At 62.2% G+C, this 16,309-nt stretch carries 14 protein-coding genes; 10 read left to right on the top strand and 4 right to left on the bottom strand.

Translation table 11 applies throughout. The features are described 5' to 3' along the window. Window positions 1–5 precede the first annotated feature (5 nt). The 4 genes from phnL to phnP are packed head-to-tail and all read left to right on the top strand — an operon-like array spanning window position 6 to window position 3,156. Entirely contained in the window at window positions 6–686 is a 681-nt protein-coding gene (gene phnL / locus MKR05_RS20815) for a phosphonate C-P lyase system protein PhnL (RefSeq protein WP_048296450.1), read from the top strand. Then, complete coding sequence (gene phnM, locus MKR05_RS20810) at window positions 683–1,819, top strand: alpha-D-ribose 1-methylphosphonate 5-triphosphate diphosphatase (RefSeq protein ID WP_048296449.1); 1,137 nt, start codon at window positions 683–685, stop codon at window positions 1,817–1,819. Before phnL ends, phnM begins: the two co-directional genes overlap by 4 nt. Continuing rightward, on the top strand, window positions 1,819–2,382 hold the full coding sequence (phnN, locus tag MKR05_RS20805; protein WP_023291663.1) for a ribose 1,5-bisphosphokinase: 564 nt from the start codon (window positions 1,819–1,821) through the stop codon (window positions 2,380–2,382). Before phnM ends, phnN begins: the two co-directional genes overlap by 1 nt. A gap of 15 nt (window positions 2,383–2,397) precedes the next feature. Then, window positions 2,398–3,156 carry a phosphonate metabolism protein PhnP gene (gene phnP / locus MKR05_RS20800; RefSeq protein ID WP_048296448.1) on the top strand — a complete coding sequence of 253 codons (759 nt, stop codon included), beginning with the start codon at window positions 2,398–2,400 and terminating at the stop codon, window positions 3,154–3,156. Window positions 3,157–3,178: 22 nt separating this feature from the next. Here phnP and yjdP read toward each other — a convergent pair whose 3' ends face one another. Beyond that, a complete protein-coding gene (yjdP, locus tag MKR05_RS20795) occupies window positions 3,179–3,532 on the bottom strand; it encodes a DDRRRQL repeat protein YjdP (protein WP_004206366.1) in 354 nt (117 codons plus the stop codon). Window positions 3,533–3,602: 70 nt separating this feature from the next. Further along, window positions 3,603–5,888, bottom strand: coding sequence for an ATP-binding protein (locus tag MKR05_RS20790; RefSeq protein WP_048296447.1), 2,286 nt, complete (start codon window positions 5,886–5,888; stop codon window positions 3,603–3,605). Between the two features lie 179 nt (window positions 5,889–6,067). On the opposite strand from MKR05_RS20790, the gene MKR05_RS20785 reads away from it, so the two are divergent. The 4 genes from MKR05_RS20785 to MKR05_RS20770 all read left to right on the top strand — a co-directional run bounded on the left by MKR05_RS20785 (window position 6,068) and on the right by MKR05_RS20770 (window position 10,646). Further along, window positions 6,068–7,588 (top strand): sugar ABC transporter ATP-binding protein, encoded by a 1,521-nt coding sequence (locus tag MKR05_RS20785; RefSeq protein ID WP_048296446.1) that lies wholly within the window; start codon window positions 6,068–6,070, stop codon window positions 7,586–7,588. Beyond that, complete coding sequence (locus MKR05_RS20780; RefSeq protein ID WP_023291658.1) at window positions 7,585–8,583, top strand: ABC transporter permease subunit; 999 nt, start codon at window positions 7,585–7,587, stop codon at window positions 8,581–8,583. Before MKR05_RS20785 ends, MKR05_RS20780 begins: the two co-directional genes overlap by 4 nt. Before the next feature lie 30 nt (window positions 8,584–8,613). Then, complete coding sequence (locus tag MKR05_RS20775) at window positions 8,614–9,555, top strand: ABC transporter substrate-binding protein (protein WP_032454582.1); 942 nt, start codon at window positions 8,614–8,616, stop codon at window positions 9,553–9,555. A 74-nt stretch (window positions 9,556–9,629) separates the two neighbouring features. Continuing rightward, window positions 9,630–10,646 (top strand): carbohydrate kinase family protein, encoded by a 1,017-nt coding sequence (locus MKR05_RS20770; protein ID WP_032454581.1) that lies wholly within the window; start codon window positions 9,630–9,632, stop codon window positions 10,644–10,646. 40 nt (window positions 10,647–10,686) lie between these two features. On the opposite strand, the gene MKR05_RS20765 is transcribed toward MKR05_RS20770, so the two are convergent. Beyond that, window positions 10,687–11,415 (bottom strand): response regulator, encoded by a 729-nt coding sequence (locus MKR05_RS20765; protein ID WP_023291655.1) that lies wholly within the window; start codon window positions 11,413–11,415, stop codon window positions 10,687–10,689. A gap of 272 nt (window positions 11,416–11,687) precedes the next feature. Here MKR05_RS20765 and fdhF point away from each other — a divergent pair, with 272 nt between their 5' ends. Next, entirely contained in the window at window positions 11,688–13,835 is a 2,148-nt protein-coding gene (gene fdhF / locus MKR05_RS20760) for a formate dehydrogenase subunit alpha (RefSeq protein WP_077598907.1), read from the top strand. Between the two features lie 429 nt (window positions 13,836–14,264). Beyond that, window positions 14,265–14,951: a tetratricopeptide repeat protein gene (locus MKR05_RS20755; protein WP_023291654.1), complete on the top strand. Its 687-nt coding sequence runs from the start codon at window positions 14,265–14,267 to the stop codon at window positions 14,949–14,951. Window positions 14,952–14,985: 34 nt separating this feature from the next. Here MKR05_RS20755 and gltP read toward each other — a convergent pair whose 3' ends face one another. Then, entirely contained in the window at window positions 14,986–16,299 is a 1,314-nt protein-coding gene (gene gltP, locus MKR05_RS20750; RefSeq protein ID WP_004206354.1) for a glutamate/aspartate:proton symporter GltP, read from the bottom strand. Between the last annotated feature and the right edge of the window lie 10 nt (window positions 16,300–16,309).

Here is a 16,309-nt window from a genome sequence, read left to right as displayed (position 1 = left end):
CTAACATGATCCGCGTTGAAAACATTCATAAAACCTTTGTTCTGCACCAGCAGCACGGCGTGCGTCTGCCGGTGCTGGCCGACGCCTCGCTGACCGTTAACGCCGGGGAGTGCGTGGTGCTCCATGGCCACTCCGGCAGCGGCAAATCGACCCTGCTGCGCTCGCTGTACGCCAACTATCTGCCGGACAGCGGCCATATTCATATCCGCCACGGCGACGAATGGGTCGATCTGGTCACCGCCACGCCGCGCAAGGTGCTGGAAGTGCGTCAAACCACCATCGGCTGGGTCAGCCAGTTTCTGCGGGTGATCCCGCGCATTTCGGCGCTGGAGGTGGTGATGCAGCCGCTGCTCGACCTCGGGACGCCGCGTGAAGCGAGCGCCGCCAAAGCCGCCCAGCTGCTGACCCGCCTCAACGTTCCGCAACGTCTGTGGCACCTTGCGCCGTCGACCTTTTCCGGCGGCGAACAGCAGCGGGTCAATATCGCCCGCGGTTTTGCGGTCGACTATCCGATCCTGCTCCTCGATGAACCCACCGCCTCACTGGATACCAAAAACAGTGCTGCCGTGGTCGACCTGATCCACGATGCCAAAGCGCGCGGCGCGGCCATCGTCGGGATTTTCCATGACGAAGGGGTACGCCGTCAGGTCGCCGACCGGCTGCACCCCATGGGAATAACAGCATGATTATCAATAACGTAAAACTGGTTCTCGACGATGACGTGGTCCACGGTTCGCTGGAAGTCCAGGACGGTCGCATTCTCGCCTTCGCGGAAAGCCAGAGCCGGCTGCCGCAGGCGCTGGATGGGGAAGGCGGCTGGCTGCTGCCGGGCCTTATCGAGCTGCATACCGATAACCTCGACAAGTTCTTTACCCCGCGGCCGAAGGTAGACTGGCCGGCCCACTCGGCGATGAGCAGCCACGACGCAATGATGGTCGCCAGCGGCATCACCACCGTGCTGGACGCCGTGGCGATTGGCGACGTGCGCGATGGCGGCGATCGTCTTGAGAATCTGGAGAAGATGGTCAATGCGGTGGAAGAGACGCAAAAGCGCGGTCTTAACCGCGCAGAGCACCGTCTGCACCTGCGCTGCGAGCTGCCGCATCACACCACGCTACCGCTGTTTGAAAAGCTCATTGACCGCGAGTCGGTGAGCATGGTCTCTCTGATGGACCACTCGCCCGGCCAGCGTCAGTACGCCGATCGCAGCAAGTACCGCGATTACTATCAGGGAAAATATCATCTGACGCATGACGAAATGGACCGTTTTGAAGCCGAGCAGATGGCTCTGGCCGCCACCTGGTCGCAGCCCAATCGCCAGACCATCGCCGCCATGTGCCGCGCCCGCCGTATCGCCCTCGCCAGCCACGACGACGCCACCGAGGCGCATGTGGCTGAATCCCACCAGCTGGGTAGCGTCATCGCCGAGTTTCCCACCACCCTGGCCGCGGCGCAGGCTTCACGTCAGCACGGGATGCACGTCCTGATGGGGGCGCCGAATATCGTGCGCGGCGGTTCCCACTCCGGCAACGTCGCCGCCCACCTGCTGGCGAACCACGGTTTGCTCGACATTCTCTCTTCCGACTACTATCCCGCCAGCCTGCTGGATGCCGTATTCCGCATCGCCGACGCCGAGGATAACGCCTTCACCCTGGCGCAGGCGATCCGTCTGGTCAGCAAACATCCGGCGCAGGCGCTGGGCCTTGACGATCGCGGCGTCATCGCCGAGGGGAAACGCGCCGACCTGGTGCTGGCGCACCGTCGCGGCGAGCATGTCCACATCGACCATGTCTGGCGCCAGGGAAGGAGGGTCTTTTAATGCCGGGAAAACTGATCTGGCTGGTGGGCCCCTCCGGCTCCGGGAAAGACAGCCTGCTGGCGGCGCTGCGCCAGCGCGAGCACCCGCAGCTGCTGGTGGCGCATCGTTACATTACCCGGCCCTTTAACGCCGGTAACGAAAACCATATCGCCCTCAGCGAACATGAATTTTTTACCCGCGCCGAGCAGCATCTCTTTGCCCTCAGCTGGCACGCCAACCATACTTACTATGGCATTGGCGTGGAGATCGACCTGTGGCTGCACGCCGGCTTCGACGTGGTGGCCAATGGCTCCCGCGCCCATCTGGCGCTGGCGCGGGAACGCTACGGCGAGGTGCTGGTGCCGATCTGTCTCGCCGTCTCGCCGCCGGTGCTGCGCCAGCGGCTGGAGCAGCGCGGCCGGGAAAATGCGGTGGATATCGCCCAGCGTCTGGACCGCGCCGCGCGCTATAAGCCGGACGATTGCCTGACGCTGAATAACGACGGCAGTCTCCGACAATCGGTCGATGAATTTTTCCGCCTGCTGCGCAGCCACGCGGTGCGCGAAGCGGATCCGCTGATATAAACACAAGGTGACACGATGAGCCTGACCCTCCGCTTAACCGGCACCGGCGGCGCTCAGCTGGTGCCGGTCTTCGGCTGCGATTGCGCGGCCTGCCGCCGCGCCCGCCGTGAGGAAAGCCATCGCCGCCGCCCCTGTAGCGGGGTGGTGACGTTCAACAGCGCAGTGACGCTGCTGGACGCCGGCAGACCGGATCTGATGGAACATCATCCCGCCGGCAGCTTTCAGCAGGTGCTGCTAACCCACTATCACCTGGATCATGTGCAGGGGCTGTTTCCGCTGCGCTGGGGCGTGGGCGCGCCGATCCCGGTCTACGGCCCGCCGGACGACGCCGGCTGCGACGATCTGCTCAAGCACCCCGGCCTGCTCGACTTCAGCCATACCGTCACGCCGTTTGTGGTGTTTGAGCTGCAGGGCCTGCGGGTAACGCCCCTGCCGCTCAACCATTCGAAGCTCACCTTCGGTTATCTGCTGGAGTCGGCCCACAGTCGGGTAGCCTGGCTCTCGGATACCGCCGGGCTGCCGGACAAGACGCTGAAGTTTTTACTCAGCAACCGCCCGCAGGCGATGATCATCGACTGCAGCCATGAGCCGCGGGCGCAGACCCCGCGTAACCATAACGATTTCAATACCGTTCGCGCCCTTAACCAGGCGATAGGCTGTCCGCGGGTGATCCTCACCCATATCAGCCATCAGTTTGACGTCTGGATGATGGATAACCCGCTACCGGAAGGTTTCGAAGCGGGTTATGACGGGATGGAAATCGTGCTGGATTAGGCGTCGGTCTGCTGCGGGGCGATCAATAGTCATCGTCCAGACGACGCTGATCGCTTTCTAACTGGCGGCGATCGCGATCGAGCTGGCGCTGGCGTTCATCCAGCTGACGGCGGCGATCGTCCAGCTGGCGTTGCCGATCGTCATGCTGACGCTGGCTGTCACGGCTCTGCTGGCGACTTCCCTGATAGCGCCCGTCATCATACCGGCCATCGTCATCGTATCTGTCGTCGTCATCAGAGCGACTGCTACCCGGGTTATAGGCGTCGTTAATGGCTTGCTGAATATTGCCGATCGCGTCATCGATAATATCGGCGCGGGCGGCCAGGCTGGTCAGCGACAGAGTGCAAAAGAGCAGTGCGATTGCGTAACGTTTCATCGGGGCCAATCTCATCAGAGTCCTGCCGCTACCTTAATCATCGGCATGCCGCCCGGGTAGCGGAGGAATCTCAAATCCTCGCGTACGCTGCACTCAGCGCCTGCGCCAGTTGAGCGCGGGTAAAGGGCTTACGCAGCCACTCCACCTCCGGCAGGGCCGGGTTCTGCGCCGGGCGCAAATCCTGACCGCTGATCAGCAGCACCGGCAGCGCCGGAAAGCGGCGACGCGCGGTATGGATCACATCGGCGCCGCTCAGCCCGCCGGGCAGCATCAGATCGCTAATCAACAGGGCAATATCCGGCGAGGCCTCCAGCAGCTGCAGCGCCTCTTCCCCGCTGGCGGTTTCCAGCGTCAGCCAGCCCAGCTGATGCAGCTGTTCGCACAGCGTCTGGCGAACATCCTCTTCATCCTCCAGCACCAGCGCCAGCCGCTCTCCCGCCGGGATGGGTTCGTCTTCCACCGGCGCCACCGCCTTCCCGACCTCGGTCATCGCCCGGGGCAGCTGCAGCCGCACCGTCGTCCCCTGCCCCGGCGCGCTCTCCAGCGCCACCCTGCCGCCCGACTGGCGCACAAAGCCATACACCATCGACAGCCCCAGGCCGCTGCCGCTGCCGGTGGCTTTGGTGGTGAAGAAGGGTTCAAACACCCGGGCTTTCACCGCCTGCGACATGCCGCTGCCGTGATCGATCACCTCCAGGGCCACCATATCCTGCCGCTGGCCGCTGCTGCGAGTGACCCGCTGATTCCAGGTGCGAATTTTAATGACGCCCGTGCGCCCGGCCATGGCGTCGCGGGCGTTCATCACCAGGTTGATCAGGGCGTTTTCCAACTGGCCGACGTCTATCCATGCCGGCCATGCCGGCGACTGCGCCTCAATCTCCAGGCTCAAGGTCGCCGGCAGGGAGTGGCGCATCAGCTCGCTGAGGTTCTCCAGCAGCGGCGCCATCGCCACCGCCTGGGGATGCAGCGCCTGCTTGCGCGAAAAGGCCAGCAGCCGCTGGGTCAGCAGCGCCCCGCGTTCCGCCGCCTTCAGCGCTCTGGTGAGGCGCGGCGCATCCTGCGCATTCGGCTCCACCAGCTCAAGGCTGCCGATGATCACCGCCAGCAGGTTGTTAAAATCATGCGCCAGGCCGCCGGTCAGCTGGCCGACGGCCTTCATCTTCTGGCTGTGCAGCAGCGCCTCCTCCAGCTCCTGGCGCTTAATCCGATCGATCTCCATCTGGGTGGTCTTCTCTTTCAGCAGCCGGGTGGTGTGCTCCAGCGACGCCGTATTGCGGGCGAAAACGTTAAAGGCGCGCGCCAGTTCGCCCAGCTCGTCGCGCCGCTGCAGGGCCGGCACCGAGACGTTCGGCTCTCCCTGAGCCAGCCGCGACATCGCCCGCGAGATAGCGGTCAGGTTAGAGCCCAGGTTACGGTAGATGTACCACCCGGCGCAGCCGGTGATCGCCAGCGCCAGCAGCGCGGAAAGCAGAATAAACATGCTGATGGAGCGCAGCTCCCGATGGCTCTGCGCCGCCCGCTGTTCTGAGGCTTCCGCCACCCGGGTCACGTACTGATTGATGTCGTCGTTAAGCAGCGCGACCAGCGCTTTGATGTGGTACATGTACCAGCTGATCGTCAGGTCGCTCTCCTCCAGCTGGGCCGACAGCGGGGCAAGTTTCGCCAGCTCCCGGGTGACGTCGGGGAGAACAAACGCCAGCGCGGGATCGGCGCTATGGGCCGGCAGGTCGCCGCGCAGCTGGTCGAGCTGCAGGACGATCGACCGCGGCGTGACGGTATGGATCGCGGCGACGATCAGCCGGTCCATCTCGGCCAGCCGGCGAGGATCGATCGCCCGCTCCCCGCCGCGATCGTTAAGATCGGCGAGATGGCGCAGGTTGCTCTGATTCTGGTAAAGCGAACTCAGCAGCGCATTGCGCTGCAGATGGCGGCGCTGGCCGCGCTCCAGCATCTCCGCCACGCTCTGCTGCAGCGCGTTGCTGCGGCGAATAATACTGGCCACCAGCGCCTGCTCCTGCTGCGCCAGCGGGGCCGCCGCCAGCTGGGCCAGCGAGTGCTTCAGCGCCTGCTGCGTCGCCAGCAGCCGTTCCGCTTCGCTTTTGTACTCCAGCGCGCCCACCACCTGCGACAGGCGCACCGCCGCCGTGGCGACATTCGCCGTGTCCCGCGCCAGATCCATACTGCCGCGCATATCGTTGAGGGTCTGGCGCTGCACCTGCTCCTGCAGCTGGCTGGCGTGGTGAAAGCCGAACACCGCCACGCCGCTCACCAGCAGGGTGACGACCACCATCAGCAGATTAAAGGAGAGCAGGCGGCCACGGGCGCTGGTGAAAAACGGGTGTCGGCGAGCGGTCATAGCAACTCCGGTGAAGGAACGGTCGGCAGATAAGCGTGACGGTGCAGAAAATGACGCCGCGTAACTGTGATCGCGGTTAACTATTTATCACTATGACAAATATGAATGGATTCTGACATCCTGCATTTATTTTCCGGTGGTGGACTGCAGCTATTGTTCTCGCAGACAGGAGCGCCGTGATGACCGCCACCCCGGTACTGGAAATGCGCCATATCGCCAAAGCTTTTGGCAAATTCTACGCGCTGAAGGGCGTCGACCTGACGGTCTGGCCCGGCGAGATCCATGCCCTGATGGGGGAAAACGGCGCCGGAAAAAGCACGCTGATGAAGATCCTCGCCGGCGCCTATACCGCCACCAGCGGCGAGATCCTGATCGACGGGAAACCGCAAACGATCCGCGGCCCCAAGGACGCGCTGGCCGCCGGGATCACGTTGATCTACCAGGAGATGCAGCTGGCGCCGAACCTGACCGTCGCGGAAAACATTTTCCTCGGCAGCGAGCTGGCGCGCGGTGGCCTGGTGCAGCGCAAAGCGATGCTCAGCCAGGCGCAGGCGGTGATCGACCGTCTCGGCGCCCAGTTCAAGGCCAGCGACCGGGTGATGACCCTGACCATCGCCGAACAGCAGCAGGTGGAGATCGCCCGCGCTCTGCACCGTCAAAGCCGCATTCTGGTGATGGATGAACCCACCGCCGCCCTCTCCTCGCGGGAAACCCAGCGCCTGTTCGACCTCATCCTGCGCCTGCGTGACGAGGGCATGGCGATCATCTATATCAGCCACCGCATGGCGGAAGTGTATGAGCTCTCCGACCGGGTCAGCGTCCTGCGCGATGGGCAGTATGTCGGCAGCCTGGTGCGCGACAAGCTCAATGCGCCGGAGCTGGTGCGCATGATGGTCGGCCGTCCGCTCAGCGATCTGTTCAATAAAGAGCGCGATATTCCCCGCGGCCAGCCGCGCCTGCGGGTCGAGGATCTGACCGATGGCGGCAAGGTTAAGCCCAGCAGCCTGGTGGTGCATGCTGGCGAAATCGTCGGCCTCGCCGGGCTGGTCGGCGCCGGACGCTCCGAGCTGGCGCAGCTGATCTTTGGCGTGCGCAAAGCCACCGGCGGGGTGATCGAGATCGACGGCGAGCCGGTGGTGATCCACTCGCCGCGCGAAGCCATCGACCATGGAATCGGCTTTCTGACCGAAAATCGCAAAGAGCAGGGCCTGTTTCTCGAACTGGCGGCCCAGGAAAACATCACCATGGCGACGCTGGAGCGCGACGCGACCTGGGGGATGCTCAATCGCCGTAAGGCGCAAACTATTTCCGATGACGCCATCCAGCTGCTGAACATCCGCGTGCCTCACGCCCAGGTGCGCGCCGGCGGACTGTCCGGCGGCAACCAGCAGAAGCTGTTAATTTCGCGCTGGGTGGCGATTGGCCCACGCATTCTGATCCTCGATGAACCCACCCGCGGCGTCGACGTCGGCGCGAAAAGCGAGATTTACCGCATCATGAACGACATGGCGCGCCAGGGCGTCGCTATTCTGATGATCTCCAGCGAACTGCCTGAAGTGGTGGGCATGAGCGACCGGGTCTATGTGATGCGCGAAGGGACTATCGCCGGCGAGCTGCAGTCCGGCGATATCAGCCAGGAACAGATCATGACGCTGGCCACCGGCGTGAACGATTCTCACCTTAAGGCAGGGCAACTATGAGCATACCGAAAGAGACCTCCGCGCCGGTCGCGACATCCGCTTCGGCGAAAAAAATGCTGATGGGCGACCTGATGCAGACCGTCGGCATTCTGCCGATCCTCATCCTGATCGTCGCCGTTTTCGGCTTTATCGCCCCCAACTTCTTCACGGAAAGCAATCTGCTGAATATCACCCGCCAGGCCTCGATCAACATTGTGCTGGCGGCGGGAATGACCTTCATCATCCTCACCGGCGGCATTGACCTCTCCGTCGGCTCCATTCTCGGCACCACCGCGGTGGCGGCAATGGTGGTCTCGCTGATCCCGGAGTTGGCGTTGCTGTCGATTCCGGCGGCGCTGATGCTCGGCCTGCTGCTTGGGCTGTTCAACGGCGCGCTGGTGGCCTTCGCCGGGCTACCGCCGTTTATCGTCACCCTCGGCACCTATACGGCGCTGCGCGGCGCCGCCTATCTGCTGGCCGACGGCACCACGGTAATCAACTCCGATATCAGCTTCGAGTGGATCGGCAATGACTACCTCGGCCCGGTGCCGTGGCTGGTGGTCATCGCCCTGGCGGTTATCGCGGTGTGCTGGTTTATCCTGCGCCGAACCACCCTTGGGGTGCATATCTACGCGGTGGGCGGCAACATGCAGGCGGCGCGGCTGACCGGCATCAAAGTCTGGCTGGTGCTGCTGTTTGTCTATGGCATGAGCGGCCTGCTCTCCGGCCTTGGCGGGGTGATGAGCGCCTCCCGGCTGTACAGCGCCAACGGCAACCTCGGGGTCGGCTACGAGCTGGACGCCATCGCCGCGGTCATTCTCGGCGGCACCAGCTTCGTCGGCGGCATCGGCACCATCACCGGTACGCTGGTGGGGGCGCTGATTATCGCCACCCTCAATAACGGTATGACCCTGATGGGGGTCTCCTACTTCTGGCAACTGGTGATCAAAGGGGCGGTGATCATCATTGCGGTGCTGATCGACAAATACCGTACCCGACACCATCAAAGTGCATAACAACACCATCTTACCTGCGAGGAAAAGCGAATGCGTTTAAAACCGATAGTCACCGCGCTGTGTGCTGGCGCGCTGCTGGCCGCCTCCCCCTTTGCGTCGGCCAAAGAGCTGAAAGCGATAGGCGTGACGGTGGGCGACCTTGCCAACCCGTTTTTTGTGCAGATCACCAAGGGCGCGGAGCTGGAAGCCCGCAAGCTGGCGGGGGATAACGTCAAAGTGACGCTGGTCTCCAGCGGCTACGACCTGGGCCAGCAGGTGGCGCAGATCGACAACTTTATCGCCGCCAGGGTCGATATGATTATCCTCAACGCCGCCGATTCGAAAGGCATTGGCCCGGCGGTGAAGCGGGCCAAAGAGGCCGGGATCGTGGTGGTGGCGGTTGACGTTGCCGCCGAAGGGGCCGACGCCACCATCACCTCCGATAACACCCAGGCGGGCGAGCTGGCCTGTAAATACATTAGCGACCGTCTGAACAACAAAGGCAACGTGGTGATCATCAACGGGCCGCCGGTCTCCGCCGTACAAAACCGCGTCGAAGGCTGCGAAACGGAGTTCAAAAAACACCCGGATATTAAAATTTTGTCCTCCAACCAGAACGCGAAAGGCAGCCGGGAAGGCGGACTGGAGGTGATGACCTCCCTGCTGGCGGCCAATCCGAAGATTGACGGCGTGTTCGCGATCAACGATCCGACGGCGATTGGCGCCGATCTGGCGGCGAAACAGGCGCAGCGCAGCGAGTTCTTCATCGTCGGCGTCGACGGCAGCCCGGACGGCGAAGAGGCGCTGAAGCGTAAGAACTCGCTGTTCGTCGCGACGCCGGCGCAGGATCCGCAGGTGATGGCGGCGAAGGCGGTGGAGATTGGCTACAACATCCTGCAGGGCAAACCGGCCCCAACCGCGCCGGTGCTGATCCCGGTGACCATGATCGACAAAAACAACGTCAGCTCTTACAAAGGCTGGACCGTGAAATAAGCGCAACCGGGCGCACAATCGTTCCGCCGATTGTGCGCTACGCTTAACGAGTATGACGGCGCGGAGTAGCGATCATGGAACGTAAAGGGATTATTGCCGCAGGCAACATGCTGGTCGATCATGTCCATCAGATCAGACAGTGGCCGGAGCGCGGCTGGCTGGTGGAAATTATTCACAGCGAACGCGCCACCGGCGGCGCGCCGCTGAATGTCCTGCTGACCCTGGCCAAAATGCACGCCGGACTGCCGCTGCAGGCGGTCGGCCTGATTGGCGAGGATAACGATGGCGACTATATTACCGCCATGCTCGATCAGTACCATATCAATCGCCAGCTTGTGCAGCGCACCAGCTCCGCCCCCACCTCGATGACTCAGGTGATGACCGACGCCGAAGGCCAGCGCACCTTCTTTCACTCTCCCGGCGCCAACCGCCTGCTTGACCTTCCGGCCTTTGAGCCGCTGGATGCGCCGCTGAAAATTTTCCATCTCGGCTATCTGCTGCTGCTTGAGAGTCTCGATCGCCCCGACGAAGAGTACGGCACCCGCAGCGCGCGGTTGCTGGCGCAGATGCGCGAGCGAGGCTATGAGGTTTCCCTCGATCTGGTGTCGCGCAAGGGCGACCCGCGCTACCGCCCGCTGGTCCTGCCGGCGCTGGCGCATCTTGACTACCTGACTATCAATGAGCTGGAAGCCAGCGAGTTTAGCGGGCTGGAGATTCGTCTACCCAACGGCGAGCCGCACGTCGCCCATATCGCCCGCGCCGCCAGCGCATTGCTTGACGCAGGCGTGCGCCAGCGGGTGGTGATCCACTGTCCGGAGGGGGCATGGGGCGTCTCCCGTACCGAAGCCGGGCGCTGGGTACCGTCATGGCGGCTGCCGCCGGAGGAGATTGTCGGCAGCGTCGGCGCCGGAGATGCCTTCTGCGCCGGCCTGCTGTACGGCAGCCATGAACGCTGGCCGTTAACCGACAGTCTGCAGCTGGCTCATGCCTGCGCCCGCGCCAGCCTGCAGGCCGCCAATGCGATCGACGGCGCCAAAACGCTCTCTGAGCTGCAGGCGTTTATTCAGTTGCAGAATAGTGAGAGGGGTTAACACCGCCAGCAATGGGCAGGCCGGTTAGACAGCCCCCACCCTACGCCGCCTTCTCGCTGTGGGTCACGTCGGCGGAAAAGACATAGCCCAGGCCGCGCAGCGTTTTAATCAGCGTCGGCTGATGCGGGTTCAATTCGACTTTGCGCCGCAGGCGCATGATCAGCACATCGATGGTGCGATCGAACACCTCGGTGCTTTCGGTATGGGTTAGCGCCAGCAGCTGTTCACGGTTCAGCACCCGGCGGGCGTTCTGCGCCAGCGCCAGCAGCAAACCGTATTCTCCCTGAGTCAGCGGGATCGCCTGCTGCTGTGGGTTATACAGCTCACAGCGGGTGGTATCCAGCCGCCAGCCGTTGAACGTCAGGCCAGCGACGCCGCCCGGCGCCTCGCTGGCCAGCGCCCCGCTGCGCCGCAGCACCGCCTTCACCCGGGCGACCACCACCCGCGAACTGAACGGTTTGGCGATGTAATCATCGGCGCCCATCTCCAGGCCCACCACCACATCGGACTCGCTGCCCAGGCCGGAGAGCATCACCACCGGCAGCTCAGGCCGCGTGCGCTGCAGCTGCTGGAGCACCTGCAAACCATGGGTATCCGGCAGGATCATATCCAGCAAAACCAGCGCGATGTCCGCCCGCTGCGCCACCGTCGCCAGCGCGTCGCCGCCGGTCTGGCAGACCAGCACCTCAAACGCGTGCGCGCCGAGCACATCGCTGAGCAGCTCGCCCATCGCTATGTCGTCATCAACCACTAAAATGACCGGTTTCATCTTTGCCTCTGCCCGCGGGGAGTTAGTGTCAGTCTGATCGATTCTGCAAGGCTGCGCCGACAAATTCCTCTCCCGGTGACATTTTTTCAAGCGCCGTCACATCTCCAGGGTATCGACACGTCAAATCTGTCGACAGGCTGTTTTTCGTCAGCATTTCGCCCAAAAAAGCCACGTATCATCAAGGAATACCCACAATGAAAATATGGCATAGAAGATGCATAGTGACGGCGCGATAGCGCAAACGCGCCCATTGAATAACTGGAGCAAGACCGATGAAAAAAGTCGTCACGGTTTGCCCGTATTGCGCATCAGGTTGCAAAATCAACCTGGTGGTCGATAACGGCAAAATCGTTCGGGCTGAAGCGGCGCAGGGGAAAACCAACCAGGGAACCCTGTGCCTGAAGGGCTATTATGGCTGGGACTTTATTAACGATACCCAGATCCTGACGCCGCGCCTGAAAACCCCCATGATCCGTCGTCAACGCGGCGGCAAGCTGGAAGCTGTCTCCTGGGATGAGGCGCTGGATTACGTCGCCACTCGCCTCAGCGCCATTAAAGCCAAATATGGCCCGGATGCGATCCAAACCACCGGCTCCTCCCGCGGTACCGGTAATGAAACCAACTATGTGATGCAAAAATTCGCGCGCGCCGTTATTGGTACCAATAACGTCGACTGCTGCGCTCGCGTCTGACACGGCCCTTCGGTTGCAGGTCTGCACCAGTCGGTCGGTAATGGCGCCATGAGTAATGCCATCACGGAGATTGATAACACCGATCTGGTGTTTATCTTCGGTTACAACCCGGCGGATTCCCACCCTATCGTGGCGAATCACGTCATTAACGCTAAACGCAACGGGGCGAAAATTATCGTCTGCGACCCGCGCAAAATTGAAACCGCGCGCATCGCCGATATGCACATTGCGCTGAAGAACGGCTCGAATATCGCGCTGCTCAACGCCATTGGCCACGTGATTATTGAAGAGGATCTGTACGATAAATCCTTCGTCGCCAGCCGTTCCGAAGGCTTCGAGGAGTATCGCAAAATCGTTGAAGGCTATACGCCGGAGTCGGTGGAGGAGATCACCGGGGTCAGCGCCCAGGAGATCCGCGCCTGCGCCCGGATGTACGCCAGCGCCAAATCCGCCGCCATTCTGTGGGGCATGGGCGTGACCCAGTTCTACCAGGGCGTGGAGACCGTACGTTCGCTGACCAGCCTGGCGATCCTCACCGGCAACCTCGGCAAACCGAGCGTCGGCGTCAACCCGGTGCGCGGCCAGAACAACGTCCAGGGCGCCTGCGACATGGGGGCGCTGCCGGATACCTATCCGGGCTATCAGTACGTTAAGTTCCCGGAAAACCGCGAGAAGTTCGCCAAAGCCTGGGGCGTCGACAGCCTGCCGGCACATACCGGCTATCGCATCAGCGAGCTGCCGCACCGCGCGGCGCACGGCGAAGTGCGGGCGGCGTACATTATGGGTGAAGATCCGCTGCAGACCGATGCCGAACTCTCGGCGGTGCGCAAAGCGTTCGACGATCTGGAGCTGGTTATCGTCCAGGACATTTTCATGACCAAAACCGCCTCCGCGGCCGACGTCATCCTGCCGTCCACCTCGTGGGGCGAGCACGAAGGCGTGTACACCGCAGCGGATCGCGGCTTCCAGCGCTTCTTTAAAGCGGTAGAGCCGAAGTGGGACCTGAAAACCGACTGGCAGATCATCAGCGAAATCGCCACCCGGATGGGTTATCCGATGCACTATAACAACACCCAGGAGATCTGGGACGAGTTGCGGCATCTGTGCCCGGACTTCTACGGCGCCACCTACGAGAAAATGGGTGAGCTTGGCTACGTCATGTGGCCGTGCCGCGATGAGTCCGACGCCGATCAGGGGACGTCGTATCTGTTTAAAGAGAAGTTCGATACCCCGAACGGGCTGGCGCAGTTCTTCACCTGCGACTGGGTCGCGCCGATCGATAAGCTCACCGACGAGTACCCGATGGTGCTGTCGACGGTGCGCGAAGTCGGCCACTACTCGTGCCGTTCAATGACCGGTAACTGCGCGGCGCTGGCGGCGCTGGCGGATGAGCCTGGCTATGCGCAGATCAACACCGCCGACGCCGAACGGTTAGGCATTGAGGATGAAGCGCTGGTGTGGGTGAATTCGCGCAAGGGTCGGATCATCACCCGCGCGCAGGTCAGCGACCGGCCGAACAAAGGCGCGGTGTATATGACCTACCAGTGGTGGATTGGCGCCTGTAACGAGCTGGTGTCGGAGAACCTGAGCCCGATAACCAAAACGCCGGAGTACAAGTACTGCGCGGTCAACGTTGAGCGGATTGCCGATCAGCGCGCGGCGGAACAGTACGTGATCGACGAGTACAACAAGCTGAAATCCCGCCTGCGCGAAAGCGCGATGGGTTAAGGTGCAGCGGCCTGATCCGGCTCGCGGGATGCGTAGGCCGGATCTGGCGCAGCCGCCACCCGACACACAAGCGGCGCCGTGCCCGCAGCCTGTCGCCCGGCGGCGCTGCGCTTGCGCGGGCCTACGGTTGGCAGGCGCGTCTCCCTTCCCAGGCCGGATCAGGCGCAGCCGCCACCCGACACACAAGCGGCGCCGTGCCCGCAGCCTGTCGCCCGGCGGCGCTGCGCTTGCGCGGGCCTACGGTTGGCAGGCGCATCTCCCTCCCCAGGCCGGATCTGGCATAGCCGCCACTCGGCATACAAGCGGCGCCGTGCCCGCGTACCTGCGGTAGGTAGAGCGAATCCGCTCTACCTACCGATCCCTGTCATTTTCTTCTTTTTCGCCTCCCTTTATACTGCGCGCTATGTTCCTTGCTGATAATAAATACAAATGAAATACCTCTTTTTATTTTTACTGGTCATTACCAGCGGCGCAGCGGTGGCCACCGAACCGGGTAGCCGGTATCAACAGCAGGCGGAAGCCGGCGATCGACGCGCGCAATATTACCTTGCGGATACCTGGGTTAGCTCCGGCGATTATCAGAAAGCCGAATTCTGGGCACAGAAAGCAGCGGCGCAGGGCGATGGCGACGCGCTGGCCCTGCTGGCGCAGCTAAAAATTCGCAATCCGCAGCAGGCGGACTATCCGCAGGCTCGCCAGCTGGCGGAAAAAGCCGTCGAGGCCGGCAGTAAATCCGGGGAAATCGTCCTCGCGCGAGTGCTGGTGAACCGTCAGGCTGGCCCCACCGACGTGGCGCACGCCATCACGCTTCTGCAGGATGCCGCCCGGGACAGCGAAAGCGATGCGGCGGTAGACGCCCAGATGCTGCTGGGGCTGATCTACGCCAGCGGCGTGCACGGTCCGGAAGATGATGGGAAAGCGAGCGCCTACTTTAAAGGCAGCTCGGCGCTCTCGCGGACCGGCTATGCCGAATACTGGGCCGGGATGATGTTCCAGCAGGGAGAGAAAGGCTTTATCGAACCGAATAAGCAGAAGGCGCTGCACTGGCTTAACGTCAGTTGCCTGGAGGGGTTTGATACCGGCTGCGAAGAGTTTGACAGGATCAGTAAAGGATAAGAAAAAGCCCGGCGCTCGCGCCGGGCTTTGTGTTTTATTGCGCGGTTTTATCAAACTTGCCCAGCACTTCGCGTTCATACGCCAGCGCTTTTTTGCGGTCGAACTTATGCTCCCACTTGGCGATAACCAGCACCGCCAGCGCATTGCCCACCACGTTCAGCGCGGTACGCGCCATGTCGAGGATACGGTCGACGCCGGCGATAAAGGCGAGGCCCTCCAGCGGGATCCCGACGCTGCCCAGGGTGGCCAGCAGCACCACAAAAGAGACGCCCGGCACGCCGGCGATCCCTTTCGAGGTCACCATCAGGGTCAGTACCAGGGTGATCTCCTGCCAGATGGAGAGGTCGATGCCGTACAGCTGGGCGATAAAGATCGCCGCGATGCTCTGATACAGCGTTGAGCCATCGAGGTTAAAGGAGTAGCCGGTCGGCACCACGAAGCTGGTGATCGACGCCGGCGCGCCATAGGCTTCCATTTTCTCGATAATACGCGGCAGCACGCTCTCGGAGCTGGCGGTGGAGTAAGCCAGAATCAGCTCATCTTTCAGGATGCGGATTAGGATCCAGATGCTCAGGCCGCACAGGCGGGCGACAATCCCCAGCACCACCAGCGCGAAAAACAGGATCGCGAAGTAAACCAGCAGCACCAGCTTGGCCAGCGGCCACAGCGAGGCGAAACCAAAGGTGGCGACGGTCACTGAAATCAGGGCGAACACCCCGATCGGCGCATAGCGCATCACCATATGGGTGACTTTGAACATGGTTTCGGAGATGGAGCGGAAGACCGTCACCAGCGGCTCACGGTGCGTCGCCGGCAGCGAGGAGAGCCCCAGACCAAACAGCACCGAGAAGAAAATAATCGGCAGCATATCGCCTTTCGCCATCGACGCCACGATGTTGGTCGGCACCAGCGACAGGATGGTGCCCATCAGGCCATGCGCATGGCTCTGCACCTCAGCGGTGGTGTTCTGGTATTTCGAAATATCAACCGCCGCCAGCTGCGACATATCAATGCCCGTTCCCGGCTGGAAGACGTTGGCCAGGGTGATACCCAGCACGATCGCCACCGTGGTGATCACTTCGAAATAGATAATGGTTTTGGCGCCGATCCGGCCTAACTGTTTGGCATCGCCCACGCCGGCAATCCCGACCACCAGGGTCGAAATAACAATCGGGACTACGATCATTTTAATCAGATGGATAAAGATATCGCCCGCCGGCGTCAGCAAATTGCTAATCAACCAATCGCGACTTTCGGCGTGGTAATGCAGATAACTGCCCAAAAGGATACCCAGCACCAGGGCTAGCAAAATTTGCCAGGCCAGACTGACTTTTTTTGTTTTCTTCACTACTGACTTC

The organism is Klebsiella sp. K5-204 (genome assembly GCF_030128585.1).
Lineage (GTDB): Bacteria > Pseudomonadota > Gammaproteobacteria > Enterobacterales > Enterobacteriaceae > Klebsiella > Klebsiella quasipneumoniae.
This window is presented reverse-complemented; position numbering and strand designations above follow the sequence as displayed.

Bases quoted from the DNA above. Each gene is read 5' to 3' on its own strand.
- MKR05_RS20780 (WP_023291658.1), top strand. From the start codon at position 7,585: ATGAGCATACCGAAAGAGACCTCCGCGCCGGTCGCGACATCCGCTTCG.
- MKR05_RS20770 (WP_032454581.1), top strand. From the start codon at position 9,630: ATGGAACGTAAAGGGATTATTGCCGCAGGCAACATGCTGGTCGATCAT.
- MKR05_RS20790 (WP_048296447.1), bottom strand. From the start codon at position 5,888: ATGACCGCTCGCCGACACCCGTTTTTCACCAGCGCCCGTGGCCGCCTG.
- MKR05_RS20785 (WP_048296446.1), top strand. From the start codon at position 6,068: ATGACCGCCACCCCGGTACTGGAAATGCGCCATATCGCCAAAGCTTTT.
- phnN (WP_023291663.1), top strand. From the start codon at position 1,819: ATGCCGGGAAAACTGATCTGGCTGGTGGGCCCCTCCGGCTCCGGGAAA.
- yjdP (WP_004206366.1), bottom strand. From the start codon at position 3,532: ATGAAACGTTACGCAATCGCACTGCTCTTTTGCACTCTGTCGCTGACC.
- phnM (WP_048296449.1), top strand. From the start codon at position 683: ATGATTATCAATAACGTAAAACTGGTTCTCGACGATGACGTGGTCCAC.
- MKR05_RS20775 (WP_032454582.1), top strand. From the start codon at position 8,614: ATGCGTTTAAAACCGATAGTCACCGCGCTGTGTGCTGGCGCGCTGCTG.
- MKR05_RS20755 (WP_023291654.1), top strand. From the start codon at position 14,265: ATGAAATACCTCTTTTTATTTTTACTGGTCATTACCAGCGGCGCAGCG.
- phnP (WP_048296448.1), top strand. From the start codon at position 2,398: ATGAGCCTGACCCTCCGCTTAACCGGCACCGGCGGCGCTCAGCTGGTG.
- phnL (WP_048296450.1), top strand. From the start codon at position 6: ATGATCCGCGTTGAAAACATTCATAAAACCTTTGTTCTGCACCAGCAG.
- MKR05_RS20765 (WP_023291655.1), bottom strand. From the start codon at position 11,415: ATGAAACCGGTCATTTTAGTGGTTGATGACGACATAGCGATGGGCGAG.